The organism is Salinivibrio sp. ML290, from assembly GCF_001995695.1.
Lineage (GTDB): Bacteria > Pseudomonadota > Gammaproteobacteria > Enterobacterales > Vibrionaceae > Salinivibrio > Salinivibrio siamensis.
This window is the reverse complement of sequence record NZ_MUEY01000001.1, coordinates 243,178-265,787: the sequence shown is the minus strand read 5'-3', so window position 1 is coordinate 265,787 and position 22,610 is coordinate 243,178. Positions and strand designations below refer to the sequence as shown.

At 49.4% G+C, this 22,610-nt stretch carries 19 protein-coding genes; 9 read left to right on the top strand and 10 right to left on the bottom strand.

The window, feature by feature from the left end; translation table 11 throughout:
* Positions 1 to 44: 44 nt before the first annotated feature.
* The 3 genes from BZG23_RS01315 (at position 45) to fldA (ending at position 1,739) form a co-directional block, all read left to right on the top strand.
* Positions 45 to 818: an alpha/beta fold hydrolase gene (locus BZG23_RS01315; RefSeq protein ID WP_077605915.1), complete on the top strand. Its 774-nt coding sequence runs from the start codon at positions 45 to 47 to the stop codon at positions 816 to 818.
* A gap of 60 nt (positions 819 to 878) precedes the next feature.
* On the top strand, positions 879 to 1,100 hold the full coding sequence (locus tag BZG23_RS01310) for a DUF2788 domain-containing protein (protein ID WP_021022467.1): 222 nt from the start codon (positions 879 to 881) through the stop codon (positions 1,098 to 1,100).
* A 111-nt stretch (positions 1,101 to 1,211) separates the two neighbouring features.
* Positions 1,212 to 1,739, top strand: coding sequence for a flavodoxin FldA (gene fldA, locus BZG23_RS01305; RefSeq protein WP_046073566.1), 528 nt, complete (start codon positions 1,212 to 1,214; stop codon positions 1,737 to 1,739).
* Positions 1,740 to 1,809: 70 nt separating this feature from the next.
* Here the strand turns inward: fldA and BZG23_RS01300 are convergent, their stop codons facing one another.
* Positions 1,810 to 2,310 (bottom strand): DUF4442 domain-containing protein, encoded by a 501-nt coding sequence (locus BZG23_RS01300; protein WP_046073567.1) that lies wholly within the window; start codon positions 2,308 to 2,310, stop codon positions 1,810 to 1,812.
* A 184-nt stretch (positions 2,311 to 2,494) separates the two neighbouring features.
* On the opposite strand from BZG23_RS01300, the gene fcrX reads away from it, so the two are divergent.
* Positions 2,495 to 2,941 carry a ferric iron uptake transcriptional regulator FcrX gene (fcrX, locus tag BZG23_RS01295; protein ID WP_046073568.1) on the top strand — a complete coding sequence of 149 codons (447 nt, stop codon included), beginning with the start codon at positions 2,495 to 2,497 and terminating at the stop codon, positions 2,939 to 2,941.
* A gap of 52 nt (positions 2,942 to 2,993) precedes the next feature.
* Here the strand turns inward: fcrX and glnS are convergent, their stop codons facing one another.
* Together glnS and nagE are read right to left on the bottom strand one after the other, a co-directional pair.
* A complete protein-coding gene (glnS, locus tag BZG23_RS01290; protein ID WP_046073569.1) occupies positions 2,994 to 4,661 on the bottom strand; it encodes a glutamine--tRNA ligase in 1,668 nt (555 codons plus the stop codon).
* A gap of 212 nt (positions 4,662 to 4,873) precedes the next feature.
* Positions 4,874 to 6,382 carry an N-acetylglucosamine-specific PTS transporter subunit IIBC gene (gene nagE, locus BZG23_RS01285; RefSeq protein ID WP_046073570.1) on the bottom strand — a complete coding sequence of 503 codons (1,509 nt, stop codon included), beginning with the start codon at positions 6,380 to 6,382 and terminating at the stop codon, positions 4,874 to 4,876.
* Between the two features lie 317 nt (positions 6,383 to 6,699).
* On the opposite strand from nagE, the gene nagB reads away from it, so the two are divergent.
* The 5 genes from nagB (at position 6,700) to asnB (ending at position 13,684) form a co-directional block, all read left to right on the top strand.
* On the top strand, positions 6,700 to 7,500 hold the full coding sequence (gene nagB, locus BZG23_RS01280) for a glucosamine-6-phosphate deaminase (RefSeq protein WP_077605914.1): 801 nt from the start codon (positions 6,700 to 6,702) through the stop codon (positions 7,498 to 7,500).
* A gap of 11 nt (positions 7,501 to 7,511) precedes the next feature.
* Positions 7,512 to 8,648 (top strand): N-acetylglucosamine-6-phosphate deacetylase, encoded by a 1,137-nt coding sequence (gene nagA, locus BZG23_RS01275; RefSeq protein WP_077605913.1) that lies wholly within the window; start codon positions 7,512 to 7,514, stop codon positions 8,646 to 8,648.
* A 7-nt stretch (positions 8,649 to 8,655) separates the two neighbouring features.
* Complete coding sequence (gene nagC, locus BZG23_RS01270) at positions 8,656 to 9,870, top strand: DNA-binding transcriptional regulator NagC (RefSeq protein ID WP_046073573.1); 1,215 nt, start codon at positions 8,656 to 8,658, stop codon at positions 9,868 to 9,870.
* Between the two features lie 297 nt (positions 9,871 to 10,167).
* A complete protein-coding gene (locus tag BZG23_RS01265; protein WP_077605912.1) occupies positions 10,168 to 11,748 on the top strand; it encodes a cation:proton antiporter family protein in 1,581 nt (526 codons plus the stop codon).
* A 268-nt stretch (positions 11,749 to 12,016) separates the two neighbouring features.
* The gene (gene asnB, locus BZG23_RS01260; protein WP_046073575.1) at positions 12,017 to 13,684 is read left to right on the top strand and encodes an asparagine synthase B; all 1,668 of its coding nucleotides are present in this window, start codon (positions 12,017 to 12,019) and stop codon (positions 13,682 to 13,684) included.
* A 74-nt stretch (positions 13,685 to 13,758) separates the two neighbouring features.
* Here asnB and BZG23_RS01255 read toward each other — a convergent pair whose 3' ends face one another.
* From BZG23_RS01255 to dnaX, 7 genes are all read right to left on the bottom strand, one after another.
* Positions 13,759 to 15,060, bottom strand: coding sequence for an inosine/guanosine kinase (locus BZG23_RS01255; RefSeq protein WP_077605911.1), 1,302 nt, complete (start codon positions 15,058 to 15,060; stop codon positions 13,759 to 13,761).
* A gap of 89 nt (positions 15,061 to 15,149) precedes the next feature.
* Positions 15,150 to 16,124, bottom strand: coding sequence for a ferrochelatase (gene hemH / locus BZG23_RS01250; protein ID WP_077605910.1), 975 nt, complete (start codon positions 16,122 to 16,124; stop codon positions 15,150 to 15,152).
* A 205-nt stretch (positions 16,125 to 16,329) separates the two neighbouring features.
* On the bottom strand, positions 16,330 to 16,974 hold the full coding sequence (adk, locus tag BZG23_RS01245; RefSeq protein ID WP_046073578.1) for an adenylate kinase: 645 nt from the start codon (positions 16,972 to 16,974) through the stop codon (positions 16,330 to 16,332).
* A 157-nt stretch (positions 16,975 to 17,131) separates the two neighbouring features.
* The gene (gene htpG, locus BZG23_RS01240; protein ID WP_077605909.1) at positions 17,132 to 19,027 is read right to left on the bottom strand and encodes a molecular chaperone HtpG; all 1,896 of its coding nucleotides are present in this window, start codon (positions 19,025 to 19,027) and stop codon (positions 17,132 to 17,134) included.
* A gap of 320 nt (positions 19,028 to 19,347) precedes the next feature.
* Positions 19,348 to 19,956, bottom strand: a complete 609-nt coding sequence (gene recR, locus BZG23_RS01235) for a recombination mediator RecR (RefSeq protein WP_046073580.1) — start codon at positions 19,954 to 19,956, stop codon at positions 19,348 to 19,350.
* Between the two features lie 3 nt (positions 19,957 to 19,959).
* Complete coding sequence (locus BZG23_RS01230) at positions 19,960 to 20,289, bottom strand: YbaB/EbfC family nucleoid-associated protein (RefSeq protein ID WP_046073581.1); 330 nt, start codon at positions 20,287 to 20,289, stop codon at positions 19,960 to 19,962.
* A 24-nt stretch (positions 20,290 to 20,313) separates the two neighbouring features.
* Entirely contained in the window at positions 20,314 to 22,578 is a 2,265-nt protein-coding gene (dnaX, locus tag BZG23_RS01225; RefSeq protein WP_077605908.1) for a DNA polymerase III subunit gamma/tau, read from the bottom strand.
* Positions 22,579 to 22,610 lie beyond the last annotated feature (32 nt).

Genomic DNA, 22,610 nt, shown 5'->3' with positions numbered 1-22,610 from the left:
AGGTATACTCTACGTTAAAGCCAGTAATCTGAGAGAAAAGCAACGTGTTGTTAAACGGAAAATCTCGCGGTGAGGGCTCACCGCTCGTATTGATCCACGGTTTATTCGGTGATCTCGATAATTTAGGCGGGCTCGCTAAGACACTGGTCGACCATTTTTGTGTTTATCAAATTGATCTACCTAACCATGGTCGCTCCTATCATACACAGGACACAGATTATCAAAGCCAGTCCGATGCCGTGGTCGCGTGGATGGATGCACAACAGCTTGAGTCAGCCATTATCGTTGGTCATTCAATGGGTGGCAAAGTGGCGATGGCCCTCGCCCAGCGTTTTCCTGAGCGCGTAGAACAATTGGTGGTGATGGATATTGCCCCAGTCGATTATCAAGTTAACCGACATGACAATGTTTTCAAGGCATTGCATCAGACACAAACGGTGACACTGGAAAGCCGCCAACAAGCGCAAACCATGATGAATGAATCGATTGAAAATCCAGGCGTGAGCCAATTTTTATTGAAATCACTCTATAAAACCGATCACGGTCACTACGCCTGGCGCTTCAATATTGATAATCTTTATCACGGCTATCGTAACATCATGGGATGGACAGAGTTTGGCCAGTATTCGGGCCCAACTCTGTTTGTCAAAGGGCAGAACTCTGAATACATTCTGCCAGACCACCGCGAGGCCATTGTTGCTCAGTTCCCTCATTCAAAAGCGCATATGGTGGCAGGCACGGGTCATTGGCTACATGCTGAAAAACCGGCGGTGGTTGCCAGCGTCATAGAACGTTTTTTAATGCCGAGCGAGCGTTAACAGTTAAGTGACCCTTGTGATATATTGCGCCGCATAAGTCGGTGCTCAATGGAGGCACGCATGCTTTACGAGCACTTTCAATTGCTCGAGAAAATAGGTCTAGATCTCGTCTTCGCCGCGATTTTCTTTTTTATCGGCATGGCAATTAAAGACGTGTTACGTGAGGGCAATGTGCCAGTATTCGGCCGACGGATCGTCTGGTTTGTGCTCACACTAGGCTGTGTCGGCTTTATCGTAAAAGGTGTGATTCAGTTGGTTTGGGAAGGGGTCGGCATCGGCTAACCCTAGCACTGAAGTCACTGGTTAATCATATAGGTTTGAAAAAGCGACGCTTTTTCTTTAATTCGAGTTAGTTGCAAACAGCAACCCACTGACAAAACGGGTGTTTTTTATATGGCGAGTGTAGGTCTCTTCTTTGGTAGTGACACGGGAAACACGGAAGCAATTGCAAAAACCATTCAAAAGCAGTTAGGCAAGCAAATGGTTCACGTGCAAGATATCGCGAAGAGCAGCAAAGAAGATATTGATAACTTCGATTTGCTGCTGATCGGTATTCCAACATGGTATTACGGTGAAGCACAGTGCGACTGGGATGACTTTTTCCCAGAGTTAGAGCAAATTGACTTCTCAACAAAACTCGTGGCTATTTTCGGCTGTGGTGACCAGGAAGATTACGCAGAATACTTCTGTGATGCCATGGGCACCGTCCGCGACATCATTGAAGCGAAAGGCGCGACCATCATTGGTCATTGGCCAACTGAGGGGTATGAATTTGAAGCCTCACAAGCATTGGTTGATGACAACCATTTTGTTGGCTTGTGTGTGGATGAAGATCGCCAGCCTGAACTGACCGACGAGCGTGTGAGCAAGTGGGTGAAACAAGTTTACGAAGAAATGTGTCTCGCAGAGCTTGAAGACTAAGTCTGGCTTATCAAACGCCAAGGGGACTCAACCTTGGCGTTTTTTATCTAACCGGCGCACAACGGGCCGATCATGCGGCTTGTTTGCTGGCTGTATCTCGATACTGGCGTTTTTTTCTCACATAAAGTGTACGCCTTACTTCAGCAACCACCTCGCCATGCGCGTCTTTGACGTGGACAACAAACTCGGGCAATACCTTATCGCCTCGCCCTGCTTGTTGTTGGATATCGGTTAACACCGCATCACTGATCACAAAATCTGCGTACAAGTCCGTGGTTCCCGGCTTAATAAAATTGATATCTGCTTGTTTGTCCCAAACATGGTACTGAGGGCCGAGAATCCCCATTAACATGAGCGCATAGACAGGATCGGTTAAAGAGAAGATGCTACCGCCATACTGGGTACGATTGGCATTTTTATTCCACCAGCGGAGTTTCAAACGCATGTTGACGCGTTTAAAATCCTGGCTAATCGCATCAATATGGATCCCTGCGCCCCAAAACGGTGGCCAGCTGTTAAGTGCCCACTTAACAATACGTGGTTTGTAGAAGCGATACATGTAAGTTGACATCCTTATCTGGTCTAACCAGATAATAYTCACATCTCGTAAACATTGATGCAACCACAAATGATCAAATTTCGTCCTAAGAATACATGTCGAGAGTAGCGAGAGCAGTGCAATTTTGATAGGCTTATAAGATATTTTCCTTGCTAATCCAACTGTCTTAACTCAGGCAGAAAACAGGTAGATACACATGTCAGACAATAACCAGGCGTTGAAGCAAGCTGGGCTCAAAGTCACCCTCCCACGGCTCAAGATCCTAGAAGTGCTGCAACAGCCAGATTGCCAGCACATCAGTGCCGAAGACCTGTATAAGAAATTAATTGACCTAGGTGAAGAAATTGGCCTAGCAACCGTGTACCGCGTATTGAACCAATTTGACGATGCAGGCATTGTCACGCGTCACCATTTTGAAGGCGGAAAGTCCGTATTTGAATTGGCGACACAGCATCATCATGACCACTTAGTCTGCCTTGACTGCGGTAAAGTGATTGAATTTTCTGATGATTTGATTGAAGAGCGTCAGAAAGAAATCGCCGCACGCTTTAATGTGCAACTGACAAACCATAGTTTGTATTTGTATGGTCACTGTAAGGAAGGCGATTGCAAAGCCGACCCATCCATTCATAACGCTGATTGATTCAGTGTGAACGTTCGAAAAAAGCCGGCGTGGTCATCACGCCGGCTTTTTATTATTTACCTTCTATCTTCGCCCAGGTATCACGTAAACTCACGGTCCGGTTGAAGACAAGTGCATCTTTACGGCTATCTTTATTATCTGCACAGAAATAGCCTGTCCGTTCAAACTGATAACCCTTCTCTACTGGCGCATTTTGCATACTTGGTTCAACAAACCCCTGTTGTACCTGCAATGACGCCGGATTAATCGTCTCAGCGAAGTTRTCCGCACCCGCCGGATTTGGCACCGTGAATAAACGGTCGTACAAACGGAATTCAGCGGGTAACGCCTCAGCAGCAGAGACCCAATGGATCACCCCTTTCACTTTACGCCCATCGGCAGGATCTTTACCGAGGGTGTCTGGATCATAGCTGCAATACACAGTGGTAATATTGCCATCATCGTCTTTCTCACAACGCTCTGCTTTGACCACATAGGCATTGCGCAAACGCACTTCCTTGTCCAGCACCAGTCGCTTGTACTTCTTGTTGGCTGATTCACGGAAATCTTCACGTTCAATCCAGATCTCGCGCGAAAAGGGCACCTGACGCGTGCCCATCTCGGGCTGATTGGGATGATTTGGCGCATCAAGCCATTCGACATCATCGGCTTTGTTTTCAATCACCAGTTTAATCGGATCGAGCACCGCCATTGCGCGTGGCGCATTTTCGTTCAAATCATCGCGTACACAAGACTCAAGCGCACTCATCTCTATGGTATTGTCTTGCTTGGTCACACCAATACGCTGGCAAAATTCACGAATCGAGGCAGGCGTGTAACCACGACGACGCAAGCCAGAGATAGTCAGCATACGCGGGTCATCCCAACCGTTCACTAACTGCTCTTCCACCAGTTGGTTCAGCTTACGCTTGGACATCACGGTATACTCGAGATTTAAGCGGCTGAACTCATATTGACGCGGCGTACAGTCGATGGTGATATTTTCCAACACCCAATCGTATAGGCGTCGGTTATCTTGAAATTCAAGGGTGCAAAGAGAATGGGTAATCCCTTCTAGTGCATCCGAGATACAATGAGTAAAGTCATACATTGGGTAAATGCACCACTTATCCCCAGTCTGGTGATGATGCGCAAAACGCACGCGGTATAAAACCGGATCACGCATTACCATAAAGGGTGAGGCCATATCGATTTTGGCACGCAAACAGGCTTTACCCTCTGCAAACTCACCAGCACGCATTTTTTCAAACAATGCTAAGTTCTCTTCAACCGAACGTTCGCGATAAGGGCTGTGCTTGCCCGGCTCGGTCAATGTTCCACGATACTCTCGGATCTCATCGGGCGTCAGCTCTTCGACGTACGCTAGCCCTTTTTCAATAAGTTCAACCGCGTAACCATAAAGCTTATCAAAGTAGTTTGAGGAGTAACGCACCTCTCCTGCCCAGTCAAAGCCCAACCATTGCACATCACGCTTGATAGACTCAACGTACTCCACGTTTTCTTTTTCTGGGTTGGTATCATCAAAACGCAGGTTGCATTCACCCTGATAGTCTTGTGCGATCCCGAAGTTCAAACAAATTGATTTGGCATGGCCGATGTGCAGATAGCCATTCGGCTCTGGTGGGAAACGTGTCACGATCGCTGTGTGTTTCCCTTCCGCCAAGTCTTTATCAATGATTTGGCGAATAAAGTTAGTGGGACGAGCTTCAGCATCACTCATCAAGGTTACCTCGTATCAAAAATGCGAATTTTAAAGCTACATAGATACTATGATCTCCTATTCCGCGCTGCGACTCAACCCGTTGTTGTCATTGTCATCGCGGTGTAGGCCTATTTGTTACTTTTTTGCGCGAAAGCGATGACACAAACCTAAAAAAACGCCCAGCTGTTGGGTGGGCGCTTTGTTCAGATCATTGTCGTACAGTGCCTCGTTTATGGCAGCGCGACGTTTGACAAATCTTCATCTTCTGGAATTTGTTTCAGCTCACCGGCAATGATTTCTGCTAGAGGGCCAAGAATGACCTGCAAGTTGTTCTCGCCAAGCTTGACGACTCCCATCGCCCCAATGGCTTTCAATTTCGCTTCATCAACCACCTCGCGGTCGGCAACCGACAGACGCAGACGGGTGATACACGCATCAATCGATGTTAGGTTTTGATGACCACCAAGGGCTTTAAGGTACTTGCGTGCAAGCTCGCGATTATCGCTCGCTTCACCGGTATTGGCGCTCGCCGGTGCACTTTCTACTGCGTCATCTTCTCGACCTGGCGTTTTCAGATTGAGCGCTGAAATCGCGGCGCGGAATGACACATAATAAAGCGCAAAGAATACAAGGCCCATGATAGGCAGCATGTACCACTGGTTAGCCACCGGGTTTTTCGACGACAACACCAAGTCAACTAAACCTGCCGAGAAGCCGAAGCCTGCCGTCCAGTCGAAAGTGGCCGCGATAAACAAGGAAACACCGGTTAATAGCGCATGCAACACGAACAACAAAGGTGCGACAAACAAGAATGAGAATTCAAGTGGCTCGGTCACCCCAGTAAAGAAAGACGCAAAACCAGCAGCAATCATGATAGACGCAACACGTGCTTTGTTCTCAGGACGCGCTGTGTGATAAATCGCAAGCGCTGCACCCGGTAGACCAAACATCATGACGGGGAAGAAGCCTGCCATGTACATGCCTGTGGTCCCTTTAATCGCTTCGCCTGTTTCAAGGCCTTGTGCCCCCATCCAGAAGCGGCCCAAGTCGTTAATACCGACCGTATCGAACCAGAATACGGCGTTAAGCGCGTGGTGCAGACCAACAGGGATAAGTAAGCGGTTAAAGAAGCCATAAACACCGGCACCCGCGGCACCTAGGTTGGTGATGCTTTCACCAAAGTGAACCAAGCCACCAAATAACACAGGCCAGACAAACATCAATACAAACGAGATGATGATCGCCACAACAGAGACCAAAATAGGCACCAAACGCCGGCCACTAAAGAACGCCAAGGCTTTAGGCAGCTCAACACCGCTATAACGGTTGTACAGCTCAGCAGACACCACACCGATCAAGATACCGATAAACTGGTTGTTGATTTTGCTGAACGCAAGCTCATTGTTGCCCACTGAAATATCGACCAAGCCAATTTGGCTTACCGCACCCGGCGCACACAGCGTGGTGATCACCATAAAGCCAACAAAGCCTGCCAGAGCGGCGGCGCCGTCTTTATCTTTTGACATGCCATATGCCACACCGATGGCAAATAACACTGACATATTGTCGATAATCGCTGCCCCTGATTTTATCAAGAAAGCAGCTAGGGCACTGTTGCCCCCCCATCCAGTTGGGTCAAGCCAGTAGCCGACCCCCATCAAGATCGCAGCCGCTGGTAATACCGCAACCGGTACCATCAGCGCACGACCTATACGTTGTGCATAACCAAGAATATTCACCGTCGTTCCCCCTTTATATTTTTCAGTGCCCCACCACGCTAGCGCTTGCTCCGCGGCTGGGCATCTAACTTGGACGCTTGCCCAAGGACTTTTGTTAAATCACTTCTTTTGTAAAGCAATGTTAGTCAATTGCAGTTTATGTCAATAAATTCGCCTCGCAAATTAAACCCGCGTTATTTGTGAGAATCATCACCAAACCCACCCATATACAGAGAAAATTGTTAGCCTGATCATAAAACTTATTTTATGATGAAAATAAATGAGCATATCCGTTATGCTATGGCCACGAACTGAGCATTGATAGAACGAGGTGACCGATGCGACTCATTCCTTTACAAACCAGCCAACAAGTCGGCCTATGGTCGGCTCGCTATATCGTCGATACCATCAACACGTTTTCGCCGACTGCCGATAACCCCTTTGTTCTGGGCTTACCCACAGGGGGGACGCCACTCAACACCTATAAGCAACTCATTAAGCTCCACCAGCAAGGCGAAATCAGTTTTGAGCACGTGGTGACCTTTAATATGGACGAATACTGTGGGATCCCTGCTGATCACCCACAAGCGTATCGTACCTTTATGTACGAAAACTTTTTTAACCATATTGATATTCAAGAAAAAAACATCAACTTGCTTAATGGAAATGCGACCGATGTCGATGCCGAGTGCCAACGTTATGAAGAAAAAATCAAAGCGTACGGCAAAATCCATCTCTTTATGGGTGGTGTAGGAAACGATGGTCATATTGCGTTTAATGAACCCGCGTCATCATTAGCATCAAGAACACGGATCAAAACCTTGACCGAGGATACCCGTGTGGCAAACTCTCGCTTCTTTGATAATGATATCAGTCAAGTACCTAAGCATGCGCTCACCATTGGTGTCGGCACCTTGTTAGATGCAGAAGAAGTCATGATCCTAGTGACAGGACACAACAAAGCCCAGGCACTTGAGGCCGCGGTAGAAGGGTCAGTAAACCACTTATGGACAGTATCAGGGCTACAACTGCACCCAAAAGCGATGATTGTGTGCGATGCACCTTCAACAGCAGAACTAAAAGTAAAAACTGTGAAGTATTTTCAAGAGCTTGAAGCCCAAAATATACACCATTTATAAGGAATTGAAGCATGTATGCGTTAACCTACTGCCGGATTTTTACTGGCCATGAGGTGTTGGATGATCATGCCATCGTGATTCGAGAAGGCCTGATTGACGCCGTCTGTCGACAAGACGCCCTGCCCAATGATATTGCCACGCGCGCGCTCGACGGTGCATTAGTCAGCCCAGGCTTCATTGACCTTCAGCTTAATGGCTGTGGCGGCGTGATGTTTAATGATGCCATTACCCCTGACACCATCGCGACCATGCATCAGGCTAACCTTAAATCAGGTTGCACCAACTTTCTCCCCACCCTGATCACTAGCTCTGATACCGATATGCAAGCCGCCATCAACGCCATGCGTGCTTACCAAAAACAGCAGCCCCATCAGGCGCTGGGGTTACACCTTGAAGGCCCTTATTTGAATATCGAAAAAAAGGGGATACACAGCGCTGACTATATTCGCCCAAGCAACGATGAGATGATCAACTACTTATGCGAAAATGCGGATGTGATTGCCAAAGTCACCCTCGCGCCTGAACTGGCGCCCGCGTCGCATATTCAAGCCCTGAAGCAAGCTGGTATCGTGGTCTCTGCTGGCCATACCAATGCCACTTACGCACAAGCTAAGCAAGGCTTTACCCACGGCATTTCCTTTGCCACGCACCTGTTTAACGCAATGACCTCTATTTCAGGCCGTGAGCCAGGTGTCGTCGGTGCCATCTACGATACACCTGATGTATACACTGGTGTAATTGCTGACGGCTTTCACGTCTCGTACCCTAATATTCGTCTCGCACATAAAGTAAAAGGTGAGAAATTAGTGTTGGTTACGGATGCGGTTGCACCAGCAGGAGCCGACATGGATCACTTTATTTTTGTAGGTAAGAAAGTATATTACCGTGACGGTAAGTGTGTTGATGAAAATGGCACGCTTGGCGGCTCGGCACTGACGATGGATCAGGCGATTTATAACAGTGTTGAGCATGTAGGGATCGCCTTGGATGAAGCTTTGCGGATGGCTACGCTCTATCCCGCTCGCGCAATCGGTATCGAACAACACTATGGCAGCATTCGTCCGGGGAAAGTTGCGAATCTTGCCATTTTCGACCGTGCAATCAACGTTCAAGCGACGATCGTAAACGGACAATATCTACAAAGCTAGGACACCTATGACTGGCGGAAAAATCGGGAATGTCGATCTTGTAAAGCAACTTAACGGAGCTGCCGTTTATCGATTAATTGATCAACAAGGGCCAATTTCACGCATACAAATTGCCGATGTAAGCCGATTGGCGCCGGCAAGTGTGACCAAAATTACCCGCCAACTGCTAGAAAGAGGCCTCATTAAAGAGGTGGCACAACAAGCATCGACAGGTGGACGTCGTGCCATTTCTCTCACCACCGAGTGTGCGCCCTTTCATACCCTTGCGGTACGATTGGGTCGTCATTTTATTGAGTTGTCTTTGTATGACTTGAGTGGTGCCTCTTTGGCCGAACACGGCGAAACCTTCCACTACCATGATCAGGACGAGCTTGTTCAAGGCTTGATTCATATCGTTAGCCAATTTTTGGAAACGCACCAACACGCACTCCGAGAACTGATTGCGATATCCGTGGTCATGCCTGGCTTGGTTGACCCTGATTCAGGGGTGGTCGAATACATGCCCAACATCAATATCAAACAACTTGCACTTGCTGATACCTTGCGCGAAGAGTTTGGTGTGCAGGCTTTCGTTGGCAACGATATTCGCGGTCAAGCGCTGGCGGAGCACTACTTTGGGGCGAGCCAAGACTACTATGACTCTATGCTGGTCAGTGTGCATCATGGTACTGGCGCGGGGATCATCGTCAATGGGCAAATTTTTCTTGGCCATAACCGCAATGTCGGTGAGCTCGGCCATGTGCAGATCGATCCACTGGGTAAAAAATGTCAGTGTGGCAACTTTGGCTGCTTAGAAACCGTGGCCTCAAACGAAGCCATCATTGAGCACGCCCAACAACTGCTTGCGCAAGGGCATCCCAGTAGCCTCAGTTATGATCAAAGCCTAACCATCGAAGCCATTTGCCAAGCCGCAGAGCAAGGTGATGAGTTAGCACGCCAAGTGTTGGTTAAAGTTGGCAATCATCTGGGTAAAGCGATCGCGATGACCGTAAACCTGTTTAATCCGCAACTGGTGGTGATTGCTGGCAAAATTACCGCGGCAAAAAGTGTGGTGTTTCCTGCCATTGAGCGCTGTGTAGAGAATCAATCACTGCCAAGTTTCCACGAGAAGCTGGCGATTGTTAGCGCAAATTTGGAGGCTCAGCCTACAATGGCTGCGTTTTCCTTAGTCAAGCGGGCGATGCTTAATGGTGAGCTCCTACAAGAGCTGTTGGAGGAGTAGTTTTTCACTACTTGGATTGACATGTTGAGTGATTAAAACGTGTCAGTTAAAGCATCGCCGTTAAACCTAGCCGAGTCGTTAATCCCTAACCGTTGGTCAGCCAGCGGTTAGGATAGCGGGCATCTTCTCTCGCAACGTCAGTCTTCTCTGCAAATGTCGCCTTGCCTCATCTTATCTTCACCGGCCTTTTCTCACGCTTCCTTATTTTACATTCACATACTGACCACAAAACGTGTACATTATAGCCACGTTACCGACAATGCCTTGTCTCACTCAACTTTAGAATAAGTACAAGATATGGAACTGGTTTTTATTTCCGCTGCATTTATCAGTGGCTATGCATTAATGCGCTGCCACCTCCCGCCATTGGTTGGCTTTCTTATCGCTGGCTTTGTTCTCCATGCCATGGGCTACCAGTCGACACCGGTGATCACGCAGCTGGCCGACCTGGGTGTCACATTGCTGCTGTTTACTATCGGCTTAAAGCTTGATGTCAAAACCTTGCTTGCGAAAGAAATCTGGTTTGGGGCCACTGCCCATAATGTCCTGACAACCGCGTTTTTTACCCTGGCGCTAATGGGCCTTAAAGCACTGAGCATTCCTATGCTGTCAGGCATGAGTGTGCCTGAAATGCTACTGCTTGGCTTCGCGCTATCGTTTTCTAGCACCGTCTTTGCCATCAAAGCGCTGCAAGAAAAAGGTGAGCTTAATGCCACCTATGGCACCTTGGCCATCGGCATGCTGATCATGCAAGATATCTTTGCCGTGATTTTCCTCACCGCCACATCGGGAAAAACCCCCGAACTCACCGCCCTCCTCCTCTTTGGCTTACCTCTGCTAAAACCTCTATTGGGTAAGCTTTTGGACAAGGCAGGTCACGGTGAAATGTTGGTTCTTTATGCCGTGTTCCTCGCCCTAGTGGCTGGCGCTGGATTGTTTGAGGCGGTGGGGATTAAACCTGACTTAGGCGCACTTATTCTCGGTATGCTGCTTGCCAGTCACCCACGTGCATCCGAAATGGCCAAGTCACTGTTTAATATGAAAGAGCTTTTTCTAGTTTGCTTTTTCCTCAACATTGGCTTGTCCGAACAGCCTACCTGGCAAAGCTTTAGTTTTGCCCTGATCTTGATGTTATTACTGCCCATCAAGGGCGTACTCTACTATTGGATCGTTAATGGGTTCCGTTACCGCGTCCGTACTGCCTTATTTACCACGCTCACCTTATTCAACTTCAGTGAGTTTGGACTCATTGTGGGTGGCTTGGCGTATAAAACAGGACTGATGCCCGGCCCGATCTTGGTCTCCATCGCCATCGCGGTATCACTCAGTTTTGCCTTTTCCGCCCCGCTCAATACCTTTAGTAATCAGCTGTATGGTTGGGCATCACGCTGGCTACCTGAGCGTGCACCCGACAAACTTCATCCCAGCGATCAACAAATCAATCTCGGTGATGCCAGTATTTTAGTATTGGGGATGGGACGTATTGGCTCAGGCGCCTACGACGAACTCGCCACCACACACCACCAACCCATAGTGGGGATTGACACACGAGAAGACTCTGTCACTCGTCATCAGCAAGAAGGAAGACGTGTTATTTTAGGCGACGCGACTGATCCCGACTTTTGGTCACGAGCCGTGTCTGATGGCAATATCTCGCTCATTTTACTGGCCATGCCTCACAGCCACGCCAATACGTTGGCACTCGAGCAAATTCGACAAACACAATTCAGTGGTAAAGTCGCTGCCATCGCCAAATATCAAGATGAGCTCGACCAACTCAAAGCACTTGGCGTGGATGAAGCCTTTAATATCTATCAAGAGGCAGGTAGTGGCTTTGCGCGTCACGTAAGAGACCGCTTCTCACATCCGGATACCTAACCACTCTGCCACCCTCCTCACGCACAAGTGATGCTTCACTTGTGCGTTTTTGTATAAAAACTGGACCATCTTTGAATTGTATTCATTTTTCATGGTTTTTATTAAATAATATTTACCACAAGGTCAGTTTGGATAACGAATTTGTTTTATCTACTTGTGTCTTTCTCTGCCACAGGGCAGAGTGTGATTAACAGGTCGCCACCAGTGGTCCTTTATCGCAGACATGCCACGGCGAAAACACCGTATAACACAAACAGAGAGGAAGATTATGTGTTCAATTTTTGGAGCGCTTGACATTAAAACCGACTCGCAACAATTGCGGGAAATCGCGTTAAAAATGTCGAAGACCATGCGTCACCGAGGTCCGGACTGGTCAGGGATTTATTCGTCTGAAAAAGCCATTCTCGTTCATGAGCGCCTTGCGATTGTCGATCTTAACAGTGGGGCACAGCCACTTTATAACCAAAACCAAACCCAAGCCCTCGCAGTCAACGGTGAGATCTACAATCACAAAGAGCTCCGCGCTGAATTCGCCGCCGATTATCCGTTCCAAACAGAGTCAGACTGCGAAATCATTCTCGCCCTATATCAAGAGAAAGGGCCAGAACTGCTCGATTATCTCAACGGTATCTTTGCCTTTATTTTGTATGATGAAGAGCAGGATGCGTATTTAATTGGTCGCGATCATATCGGCATTATCCCGCTTTATCATGGGCACGATGAACATGGCAACTACTACGTTGCTTCGGAAATGAAAGCACTGACGCCTATTTGTAAAACCATCAGTGAGTTCCCCCCGGGTCACTTTTTATGGAGTAAACAAGGTGAGCCTGTTCGTTATTACAAACGCGCATGGATGGAATATGACGGGGTAAAAGATAGCACCACGGATAAAGCGGCACTCAAAGAAGCCCTAGAGAAAGCGGTTCACCGTCAACTTATGACCGATGTACCTTATGGCGTTCTGCTATCTGGTGGGTTGGATTCATCGGTGATTTCCGCAGTGACCAAGCAATATGCCGCCAACCGTATCGAGGATGACGATCAAAGCCAAGCTTGGTGGCCACGTTTGCACTCGTTTGCTATCGGCCTGGAAGGCGCGCCGGATTTGAAAGCCGCCAAAGAAGTCGCCGACCACCTTGGCACCGTTCACCACGAATTTACCTACAGTATTCAAGAAGGCTTGGATGCCATCCGCGACGTGGTGTATCACATCGAAACCTATGATGTGACCACTATTCGAGCATCAACCCCCATGTATTTGATGTCACGTAAAATCCGTGCGATGGGGATCAAAATGGTGCTATCGGGGGAAGGCGCCGATGAGGTATTTGGCGGCTATCTGTATTTCCACAAAGCGCCCAACGCTCAAGAGTTCCACGAGGAAACCGTTCGCAAACTGCTCGCGCTCAACATGTTTGATTGCGCCCGCGCGAACAAATCGATGGCCGCCTGGGGCGTTGAAGCGCGTGTCCCCTTCTTGGATAAAGAATTTTTGGAAGTGGCGATGCAAATCAAACCGGATGATAAAATGTGCGGCGAGGGCAAAATGGAAAAGCACATCATTCGTGAATGCTTCGGGGATCTTTTGCCAGAATCGGTGGCATGGCGTCAAAAAGAGCAGTTTAGCGATGGCGTCGGTTACGGCTGGATTGATACCTTGAAAGCCATTGCCGATGAAAAAGTCAGCGATCAACAGTTGGCAACGGCAGCCTTCCGTTTCCCATACAACACGCCGACCACCAAAGAAGCGTATATGTATCGTGAGATTTTCGCCGAACTCTTCCCTCTGGAAGATGCCGCGAAGTGTGTTCCTGGCGGCCCGTCGATCGCCTGCTCAAGTGCCAARGCGATTGAATGGGATGAATCGTTCAAAAACCAAGCCGACCCATCAGGTCGTGCGGTCCGCAACGTACACGAAAAAGCGTATCAATAAGCCCACGCCTCACGACCAATAATAAAAAACCGCCAACATCAATTGGCGGTTTTTTATCTTTTATGGCAATGAGATTAACGTTCCCAGTAAGCCTCTTCCAAGCTATCTTCGCGCTCCGGCAAGCCACGTGACAAACGCGGAGAATGCTGCGCCAGCACCTCATAGCTAACACGGTTGGCGTATTTGCACACCTGAGAAAACGATGAGTAAGTTAAAAATGGATACTGGTGTTTGCTCGAATTAGGCACGTTATCACGGTGGTAACGATTCGCTGACATATCGTGCAGCAACGCAGACAGTGCACCGTCTCCCGCGCCATTGGTGTTTTTGATCCGTTCCGGCCCACCCATGTATGGGGCAATGTGCGAATAAATTTTGATTGGATTTTCGCAATCGGCTTTGATCATTGGACGGCTGAACTCATACATATTGAATTCGGGAATGGCGCCGGGTAATAAAGGCAGTGAGGTTTCGCGTTTGGCTTTATCTTCACTATAACCCGCCATGTAGAGGCCAATCGGACCGGCGGTGCAAAGCACCATATCTACCCATTGTAAGGCGGCGTCGGCCGCGAGCAGCGGGTCACTTTCACCCGTGAGCGCTTCACCCTCATCTTCGTTCATCGCCACCACACTGACGTGCTCAGCTAGAAAATCACGCCACCATTGTGGATTTTGTTCAATCACATACTTGGTGCCCAACGTCATCACCACAGGCACGTTATGCTTTTTGGCATACTCGATGGCACGCATGGTCGCATCCGGCATCGGATCACCGTCCTTGCAACGTACCAGATAGGCGGTCAGGACTAAGGCAGACGCATGCTCAAAGATATGTTCCGGAATCGACTCAGGACGGAGCTGATTCATTAAGCCTTCGTTGATGGCAAAAGTACGTTCGCCACAATCGCCAATCAGTGCATAGCAACGGCCAATCGGGCCTTCGACAGGTTGCAGATAATTGAGGTCCATGCGGCTGGACGTGTTGCATAGATAGCGATAAGAGTAGCTCCCAATGCGAATATCCTGACTCATCACGCCAAGCAGAATCGATTGGTCGTCCGCTAAAGCGGAGTAGTTGTGCAAGGTATTGCCAATGGTGCCGCCGGCAAATTCATGCGTCACCAAATTGTTGTCTTTGAGCTCTTGATACAAAGCTTCAGCCCGTTCATCGTCAATCACTAACGAGTGGCCTTTGCTCAAACCATAACGATCCAGGAAGTCGTCACTCACTTTTGCTTCTATATCCACCAAGGTTTGGTCTATGCCAATCACATGAGGGCGTTTAAAGCCACGCTCACTGGCAGGGTTAAGCAAGGGATCCCGGGCGTGAACCGGAAAGTAGTGTTTAGACTTACGTTGTCCTGGAAATTTCATGGTTCGTGTAACTAGCTAATGGAAGGGAGGCGCGAATTCTACCACAGAATTTGCGCCTGCATAGCGTTGGAGAAACGAATTTTATCCGTCTACCACCCTTGGGTATGCTCTGCCACCAGCGTCGCCATTAACTCAATATGCGCCTCGTCATCATTCAAGCATGGGATAAAACGAAAGGCTTCGCCACCTGCTGCTAAAAAGATATCCCGACACTCGCCAGCAATTTCTTCCAAGGTTTCCAAACAGTCAGAAGAAAAGGCTGGGGTCATGATATCGAGGGTTTTAACCCCTTTTGCGGGTAGCCCTTCCAAGGTTTTATCGGTGTAAGGCTTAAGCCACTCTTCACGTCCGAAACGCGATTGGTAGCTCATCATGATCGCTTGGTCGGGGAGCCCAAGTTCCGCCTGTAACAATGCCGTGGTTTGTTCGCAATGTTGCGGGTACGGGTCGCCATTATCCGCGAAACGTTGCGGGATCCCATGGTATGAACACAGTAAGAGATCGCCCTTGCCGTGTTTATCCCAGTGGCGCCTGACGGAGTCTGCCAATGCGGATTGGTACGACGGATGATCGTGATAGTGGTGCACAAAGCGAAGCTCAGGAAGCAAGGGGCGTCCTTTTAGGGATTTGGCGACTTTATCAAATACCGCGGCGGTGGTGGTCGCAGAGTATTGCGGATACAAAGGCAAAACCATGACCTTTTCGCAACCTTGTTGCTGCAATTGCTCAATACCATCCGTCATCGAAGGTGAGCCATAGGTCATTCCTAAAGCGACAGGTAACCCCGTCTTGGCGGCTAAGGCATCACGCTGACGTGTAGCGTACACCATCAAAGGCGATCCCTCATCCATCCAAACACTTTGATAGAGCTTCGCCACCTTGGGAGAGCGTACAGGCAGAATCACACCATGCAGCAGTGGGCACCACAACCAACGCGTTAAATCAACCACCCGATGATCATGCAGAAATTCAGATAAAAAACGCTTTACAGAAGAAGAAGTAGGCGCATCTGGGGTTCCCAGGTTGACCAAGAGTACGCCAACTTGGTTATGCTTTTCGGTCATGTTTGTTGTCCTTGGCTTATTCGCGAGCCGATTATTTTTGTTGTACCTTTCCAATTTAACGTTATCTGATTAAATGGCTTGGAGAATGACGCGTAGCTTGCCATAAAAAAACCGGAGCGACTAATCGTCAGCTCCGGTTTCTGGCATCAGTCATACCGATGAGAACAGGTGTCAGCGCCTGAGCACTGACCCTTTAAACAAAAAATTAGCCGAGAACCTTTTGGATCTCTGCGCTGACTTGCTCAACCCCTTGTGTGCCATCGAAGGTCACAAACTGGGTGTTGCCAGCATCGGCTTCTTTTTTGTAGTAAGCAATCAGTGGTGCAGTTTGATTATGATAAACATTCAAACGCGCGCGCACCGTCTCTTCTTTATCATCATCACGTACCACTAGCGCTTCGCCAGTCACGTCGTCTTTCCCTTCCACTTTCGGTGGGTTATAAACAACGTGATAAGTACGGCCTGAAGCAAGGTGAGCACGGCGACCACTCATACGCTCAACAATAACGTCATCCGGAACATCGAACTCGAGTACGTAATCGATCGCAACACCGATCTCTTTCAGTCCATCAGCTTGTGGAATGGTACGTGGGAACCCATCTAGCAAGAAGCCGTTGGCACAATCATCTTGCGAGATACGCTCTTTAACCAAGCCAAGAATGATGTCATCAGACACCAATTCGCCAGCATCAATAACCGCTTTGGCTTGTTTGCCAAGCTCAGTGCCCGCTTTAATCGCGGCGCGCAGCATGTCACCCGTAGAAATCTGCGGAATCCCGTATTTTTCCATGATGAACTGCGCTTGCGTCCCTTTACCCGCGCCCGGTGCACCCAACAGAATGATGCGCATAGTGATCCCCTTTATGATTATTTAGGTTTCGTTAAACTGCGTCTATATTCGCAAAGACACGAAACATACACGCTTAACTAAACGCTATCAAGCCCGGCAATCCGGCCGGGCTTGTTCGATAGTCATTCAGTATGTGGTCTCGACAATCGCCTGTCGATTATACCTTAGTCAGAAGCTGGTTGACCGAGGCCAAGAAGTCTGACGGATCGTCCATGCTGCCTTTCTCTGCCAGCATCGCTTGACCCAGCAGCATTTCTACCCAGGTACCGAATTTCTGCTCATCGCGTTCATCTGCCATGCGCTTAACCAGAGCGTGCTCTGGGTTCAGTTCAAAGATGTACTTCACATCCGGCGCTTGCTGGCCAGCGGCTTCTAAAAGCTTCGCCATTTGCGTGCCCATTTCAAACTGATCGGTCACCACCACCGCCGGTGTGCCAGAGAGTTTAAAGGTGGTACGTACATCTTTAACACGATCACCCAAGTGCGATTTTACTCGCTCAATCACAGACTCAAACGCTTTTTCGGTTTCTTCACGCTCTGCTTTTGCTTCTTCATCATCGAATTGGCTCAGATCGAGATCTGCCTTGGTGATTGCCTGGAACGACTTACCATCAAACTCGGTCAGGTAGCTCATCAACCACTCATCGATGCGGTCATACATCAAGATAACTTCGATGCCTTTGGCTTTAAACTGCTCCAAGTGCGGGCTGTGTTTCGCCGCATTGTAGCTATCCGCGGTGATGTAGTAGATTTTGTCTTGCTCTTCTTTCATGCGCGACACGTAGTCGGCCAAAGAGACGGTTTGCTCAGCGCTGTCTTCATGCGTTGAGGCAAAGCGCAGCAAGCCAGCAATTTTTTCTTTGTTGCTGAAATCTTCCGCCGGCCCTTCTTTCATTACCAGGCCAAATTCACGCCAAAATGTCTGATATTTTTCAGCATCGTTTTTAGCCAGTTTTTCTAGCATTGACAACACACGCTTGGTGCACGCACCGCGCAGTGACTGGGTGATCTTGTTGTCTTGCAGGATCTCACGCGAGACGTTAAGCGGCAGATCGTTAGAGTCAATCAAACCACGAACAAAACGCAAGTAGCTTGGCATGAACTGTGACGCATCATCCATGATAAAGACGCGTTGTACATAGAGTTTCAGTCCATGTTTGTGCTCGCGGTTGTATAGATCCCAAGGGGCTTTTGACGGGATATACAGCAAGCTGGTGTAGTCGTTTTTACCCTCTACACGGTTGTGGCTCCACGTCAGCGGCTCGGCAAAGTCGTGAGACACATGCTTATAGAACTCTTTGTATTCGTCTGCCGAGATATCTGACTTAGCACGAGTCCAAAGCGCTTGCGCTTTGTTAACTTGCTCCCACTTACCTTCGCCCGTCTCGTTACCTTCCTCGTCTTTCTCTTGCGTCCACATTTCTACCGGAATACCGATGTGGTCGGAGTATTTACCGATCACCTCACGTAGGCGCCAATCATTGAGGAATTCTTTCTCGTCGTCTTTAAGGTGCAGCGTTATCTCAGTGCCACGGTCAGCTTTGCTGATAGGCTCTAGGGTATACTCACCTTCACCGGTTGATTCCCACTGCACTGCCTCGTCGGCCGCAAGACCCGCCGCTCGAGTGCTTACGGTTACCTTGTCAGCCACAATAAAGGCAGAGTAAAAGCCGACCCCGAATTGGCCAATTAGGTTCGAGTCTTTGCTTTGATCTTCGTTAAGCTGTTTAAGAAACTCTTCTGTGCCTGATTTTGCAATGGTACCGAGGTTAGCGATGACATCGTCACGGCTCATACCAATACCATTGTCTGAGACAGTTAACGTACCGGCTTCGCTATCAAAAGACAGACGGACACGCAGGTCACCGTCATTTTCGTAAAGCTCAGGCGCTGACAATGCTTTAAAGCGCAACTTATCGGCGGCATCCGACGCGTTTGACACTAACTCTCGCAGGAAAATCTCTTTGTTTGAGTAGAGAGAGTGGATCATCAACTGCAGCAATTTGGAGGTATCAGAACCAAACTGATGTTTTTCTGGGGTTTTCACGCTCATGTCAATCTACCTAACACTATGAGGATTAATGGCGACGCGGACAATCTGCCCGCGTCACAATGAATTCGTTGTTTCCGTCTCCTTGGATATAGGGATCCGGTACCACGCTTTCAAGGTCTAAGTGGTCAAATATAAGCCAGTTAGTAGTAAGTCGATAGACAATAAAAAAGAAAAGCCTAACCAGAGGCTAGGCTTTACACGTCAGTCGTGTGATTGACATCGCTGCTTTGACGGTGGGTGTTGCCACATTGTCTTGCCGACCCTCGCGGTGGAAGACAATGCCAGCAACGGTAGCTGCGGTCTCTGCACGTCAGGCGCTTCTAGCGATATTTCAACTGTTGGCGACCGATAATTGAGTGAGATAGCGTGGTACCGTCCACCAGCTCTAGCTCACCTCCCATGGGGACGCCATGTGCAATACGGCTCGCACCCACTTGGTGCTCTTGGCATAGCTCAGCGATGTATTGCGCCGTTGCCTCGCCTTCCACTGTCGGGTTGGTCGCCAAGATAAGCTCTTGGATCGGTTCGTGTTGCAGACGCTTTTCCAACACATCAAGGCCAATGTCTGCCGGACCAATGCCATCAAGGGGTGACAGGTGTCCCATCAAAACAAAATACCGCCCTGAGTACTGACCCGTGGCTTCCACGGCTGCAATATCTGCCGGGCTTTCAACCACACAAATCAACCCTGTTTCTTGGCGTTTCGGGTTATCGCAAATCGCGCACACGTCTTGCTCGGTAAAGGTTCGACATTGGCTGCAGTGGCCAATGTCAGTCATTGCCGTACTCAGTGCTTGCGCGAGGGCCAGCCCGCCTTGGCGGTTTCGTTGCAATAAGTGGTAGGCCATCCGCTGCGCTGATTTGGGGCCTACGCCTGGTAAACAACGCAGCGAGTCCATCAGTTGTTCAAGTAACTGGCTGGTGCGCATAGATTAAAAGGGCATTTTCATGCCTGGTGGTAACTGCATACCACCTGTCACTTCCGCCATTTTCTCTTTTTGTTGCTCCTCGACACGACGGGCAGCATCGTTGAATGCAGCCGCAATCAAGTCTTCCAGCATGTCTTTATCATCTTCCATCAAGCTATCGTCGATGTCGACACGACGGATGCTGTGGCTACCTGTCATGGTGACTTTCACCATGCCTGCGCCCGCTTCGCCTGTCACTTCCATGCTGGCAATTTCTTCTTGTACTTTTTGCATGCGCTCTTGCATTTGCTGCGCCTGCTTCATCATGTTACCCATGCCGCCTTTACCAAACATAATTCTCTCTCTTGGTTAGGTGTCTTAAATTGGTCGAATGCTATCTTCTTCTAACTCCGCCGCAAAGCGTTGAAGAATAAAAGTCACATTCGGATCATTATGCAGGCTGTGTGTCGCCTGCGCTAATTTTTGTTGATAGAGCTGTTCGCGCCGCTCTAAAGGTGTGATTCCCGCTTCCCCGAGCTGTACCTCCAAGGTTATGGGGGCGCCCAGCGCCGTCGTCAAGGCCTGAGTCAATTGCTGCTGCGCTTTTTCGGTATTAAGGTGCGATTGATCCGGGCGCAATGTAAGCTGTACGCGTTCGCCTTGCTGGGACATCGCCGCATTCAGTGCCATTTGTTTAACTAGGCGCTCTACCTCTAAACTGTCTGCCAAGGCACACCAAGGATCTTGTGCGTTGGTTTCCTGTACCAGTTTGTCGCGCATGGCGGGCGTTTTTTCATGTTCTAACGCCTGTTTCAACGACTTAGGTGTCAGTGAAGGCACCGTCTCGGGCTCCGGTGACACCGGTTGCGTAGAGCGCCACTGGTAAGGCTCTGACGACCCGTTAGTAGGTTCAGTCACGGGTGACAACGACACACTCGGTGTCTTTTGTTCAGGCGCGGACACAGGCGATGCACTCTCTGCCGCCGTCGCGACGCGATCGAGCACAGATAACGCATCAGTCTTGGCCGGTGTCCGCCCCGTCTTTTTTACCCCACTCCCCGATTGTTCAGATTGACGTTTCATACGACTACGCAACTGATTACGAGCCTGAATAAGACTAGAGGCAGGCGAAGAGGCAGACGGCTGATTCGCAAGTGATGACGCGGCATCTGGCGCCGAGTCATCGACTGCTGGTTGGCTCAGCTCGGAAACACTCGCTTCATGTGCCCCTCTGCCGGATGCACCTGCGCTAGGCACCTCCGCGCTAGTCTTTGCCGTCGCCTGCTGAGGAGCTGGCGCGCGTGTGTCATTGATATTTTGGGGACTTTCCGGCGTGTCTCGGTCATTGCTCTCCGGGGTATCGCCCATGGGCCGGTTCTGTTGTACTTCGTGCCCCTGGCTTGGTGACGACTGGTTTGGCGACGCCGCACTGGCCGATGAGACCTGCGCTTTCAACGCGTTCAGTGCTTGCGAGGGATCTTTTTTTACCGGCTGTTGTGGTGAAGATGCGGGATCGTGTGCCGGCACCGATATGGTAGCCGGTTCATACGGTACCGTTTTCACCGGCTGAAACGCCAACATACGCAGCAAGACCATTTCTAGACCGGCCCGCCCATCAGGGGCATAAGGCAGGTCTTGCCGTCCTTGCAGTGCCATTTGGTAACACAGCTGCACATCTTGTGGCGCAAGCCGCGAGGCCAAGGCGTGAATCCGTGCTTGCTCCCCGCTGTCATCATCATGGGTCTGAGGCAGTGCTTGGGCAAGCGCCACATGGTGAAGCTGGCTGGCTAACTCTTTGAGTAAACCATCCCACTCCACCCCGACGTGCGCAATCTGCGCCAGCATGTTCATCAATTCAACCGCATCATGATTCGCCAAGGCTTCAAGGAGCAAGAGTGCGTTATCGGTACTCAAGGTCCCCAGCATGTCAGCGACAGCTTGGGTGCTGATGTGGCCATTTCCGAGCGCGATGGCCTGGTCGGTTAAGCTCAAGGCATCACGCATACTGCCTTCCGCAGCCCGTGACAATAGCATTAAGGCACGTGACTCTGCCTCGACACCTTCTTGACCAAGGATATGCTCTAGCTGCGTCTGAATCTGGCTCGCATCAAAGTGTTTTAGGTGAAATTGCAAACAACGCGATAAAATGGTGACCGGCAGCTTTTGTGGATCCGTGGTCGCCAATAAAAACTTTACGTACTCAGGCGGCTCTTCCAGCGTTTTTAGCAGCGCATTGAAGCTGTGCCGTGACAGCATATGGACTTCATCAATGAGGTACACTTTGAAGCGGCCACGTGCGGGTTTGTATTGGACGTTATCGAGCAGCTCTCGCGTGTCTTCCACCTTGGTCCGGGACGCAGCGTCAATCTCCAGCAAATCAACGTAACGTCCCTCGTCAATTTCAAGGCAGGTTGCGCACTGACCACATGGCGAAGAAGACACCCCTTGTTCGCAATTGAGCCCTTTGGCAAAAATGCGCGCAATGGTGGTTTTGCCCACACCACGAGTACCACTGAACAAATATGCGTGGTGCAAGCGGTCATGATCCAATGCATTGGCTAAGGCCGTCAGCACATGACTTTGACCGGCAACAGACTCAAAATTATGGGGTCGCCACTTGCGAGCGAGGACTTGGTAACTCATGTCAATCCGCTTCCTGTATGCTTATTGCTAAC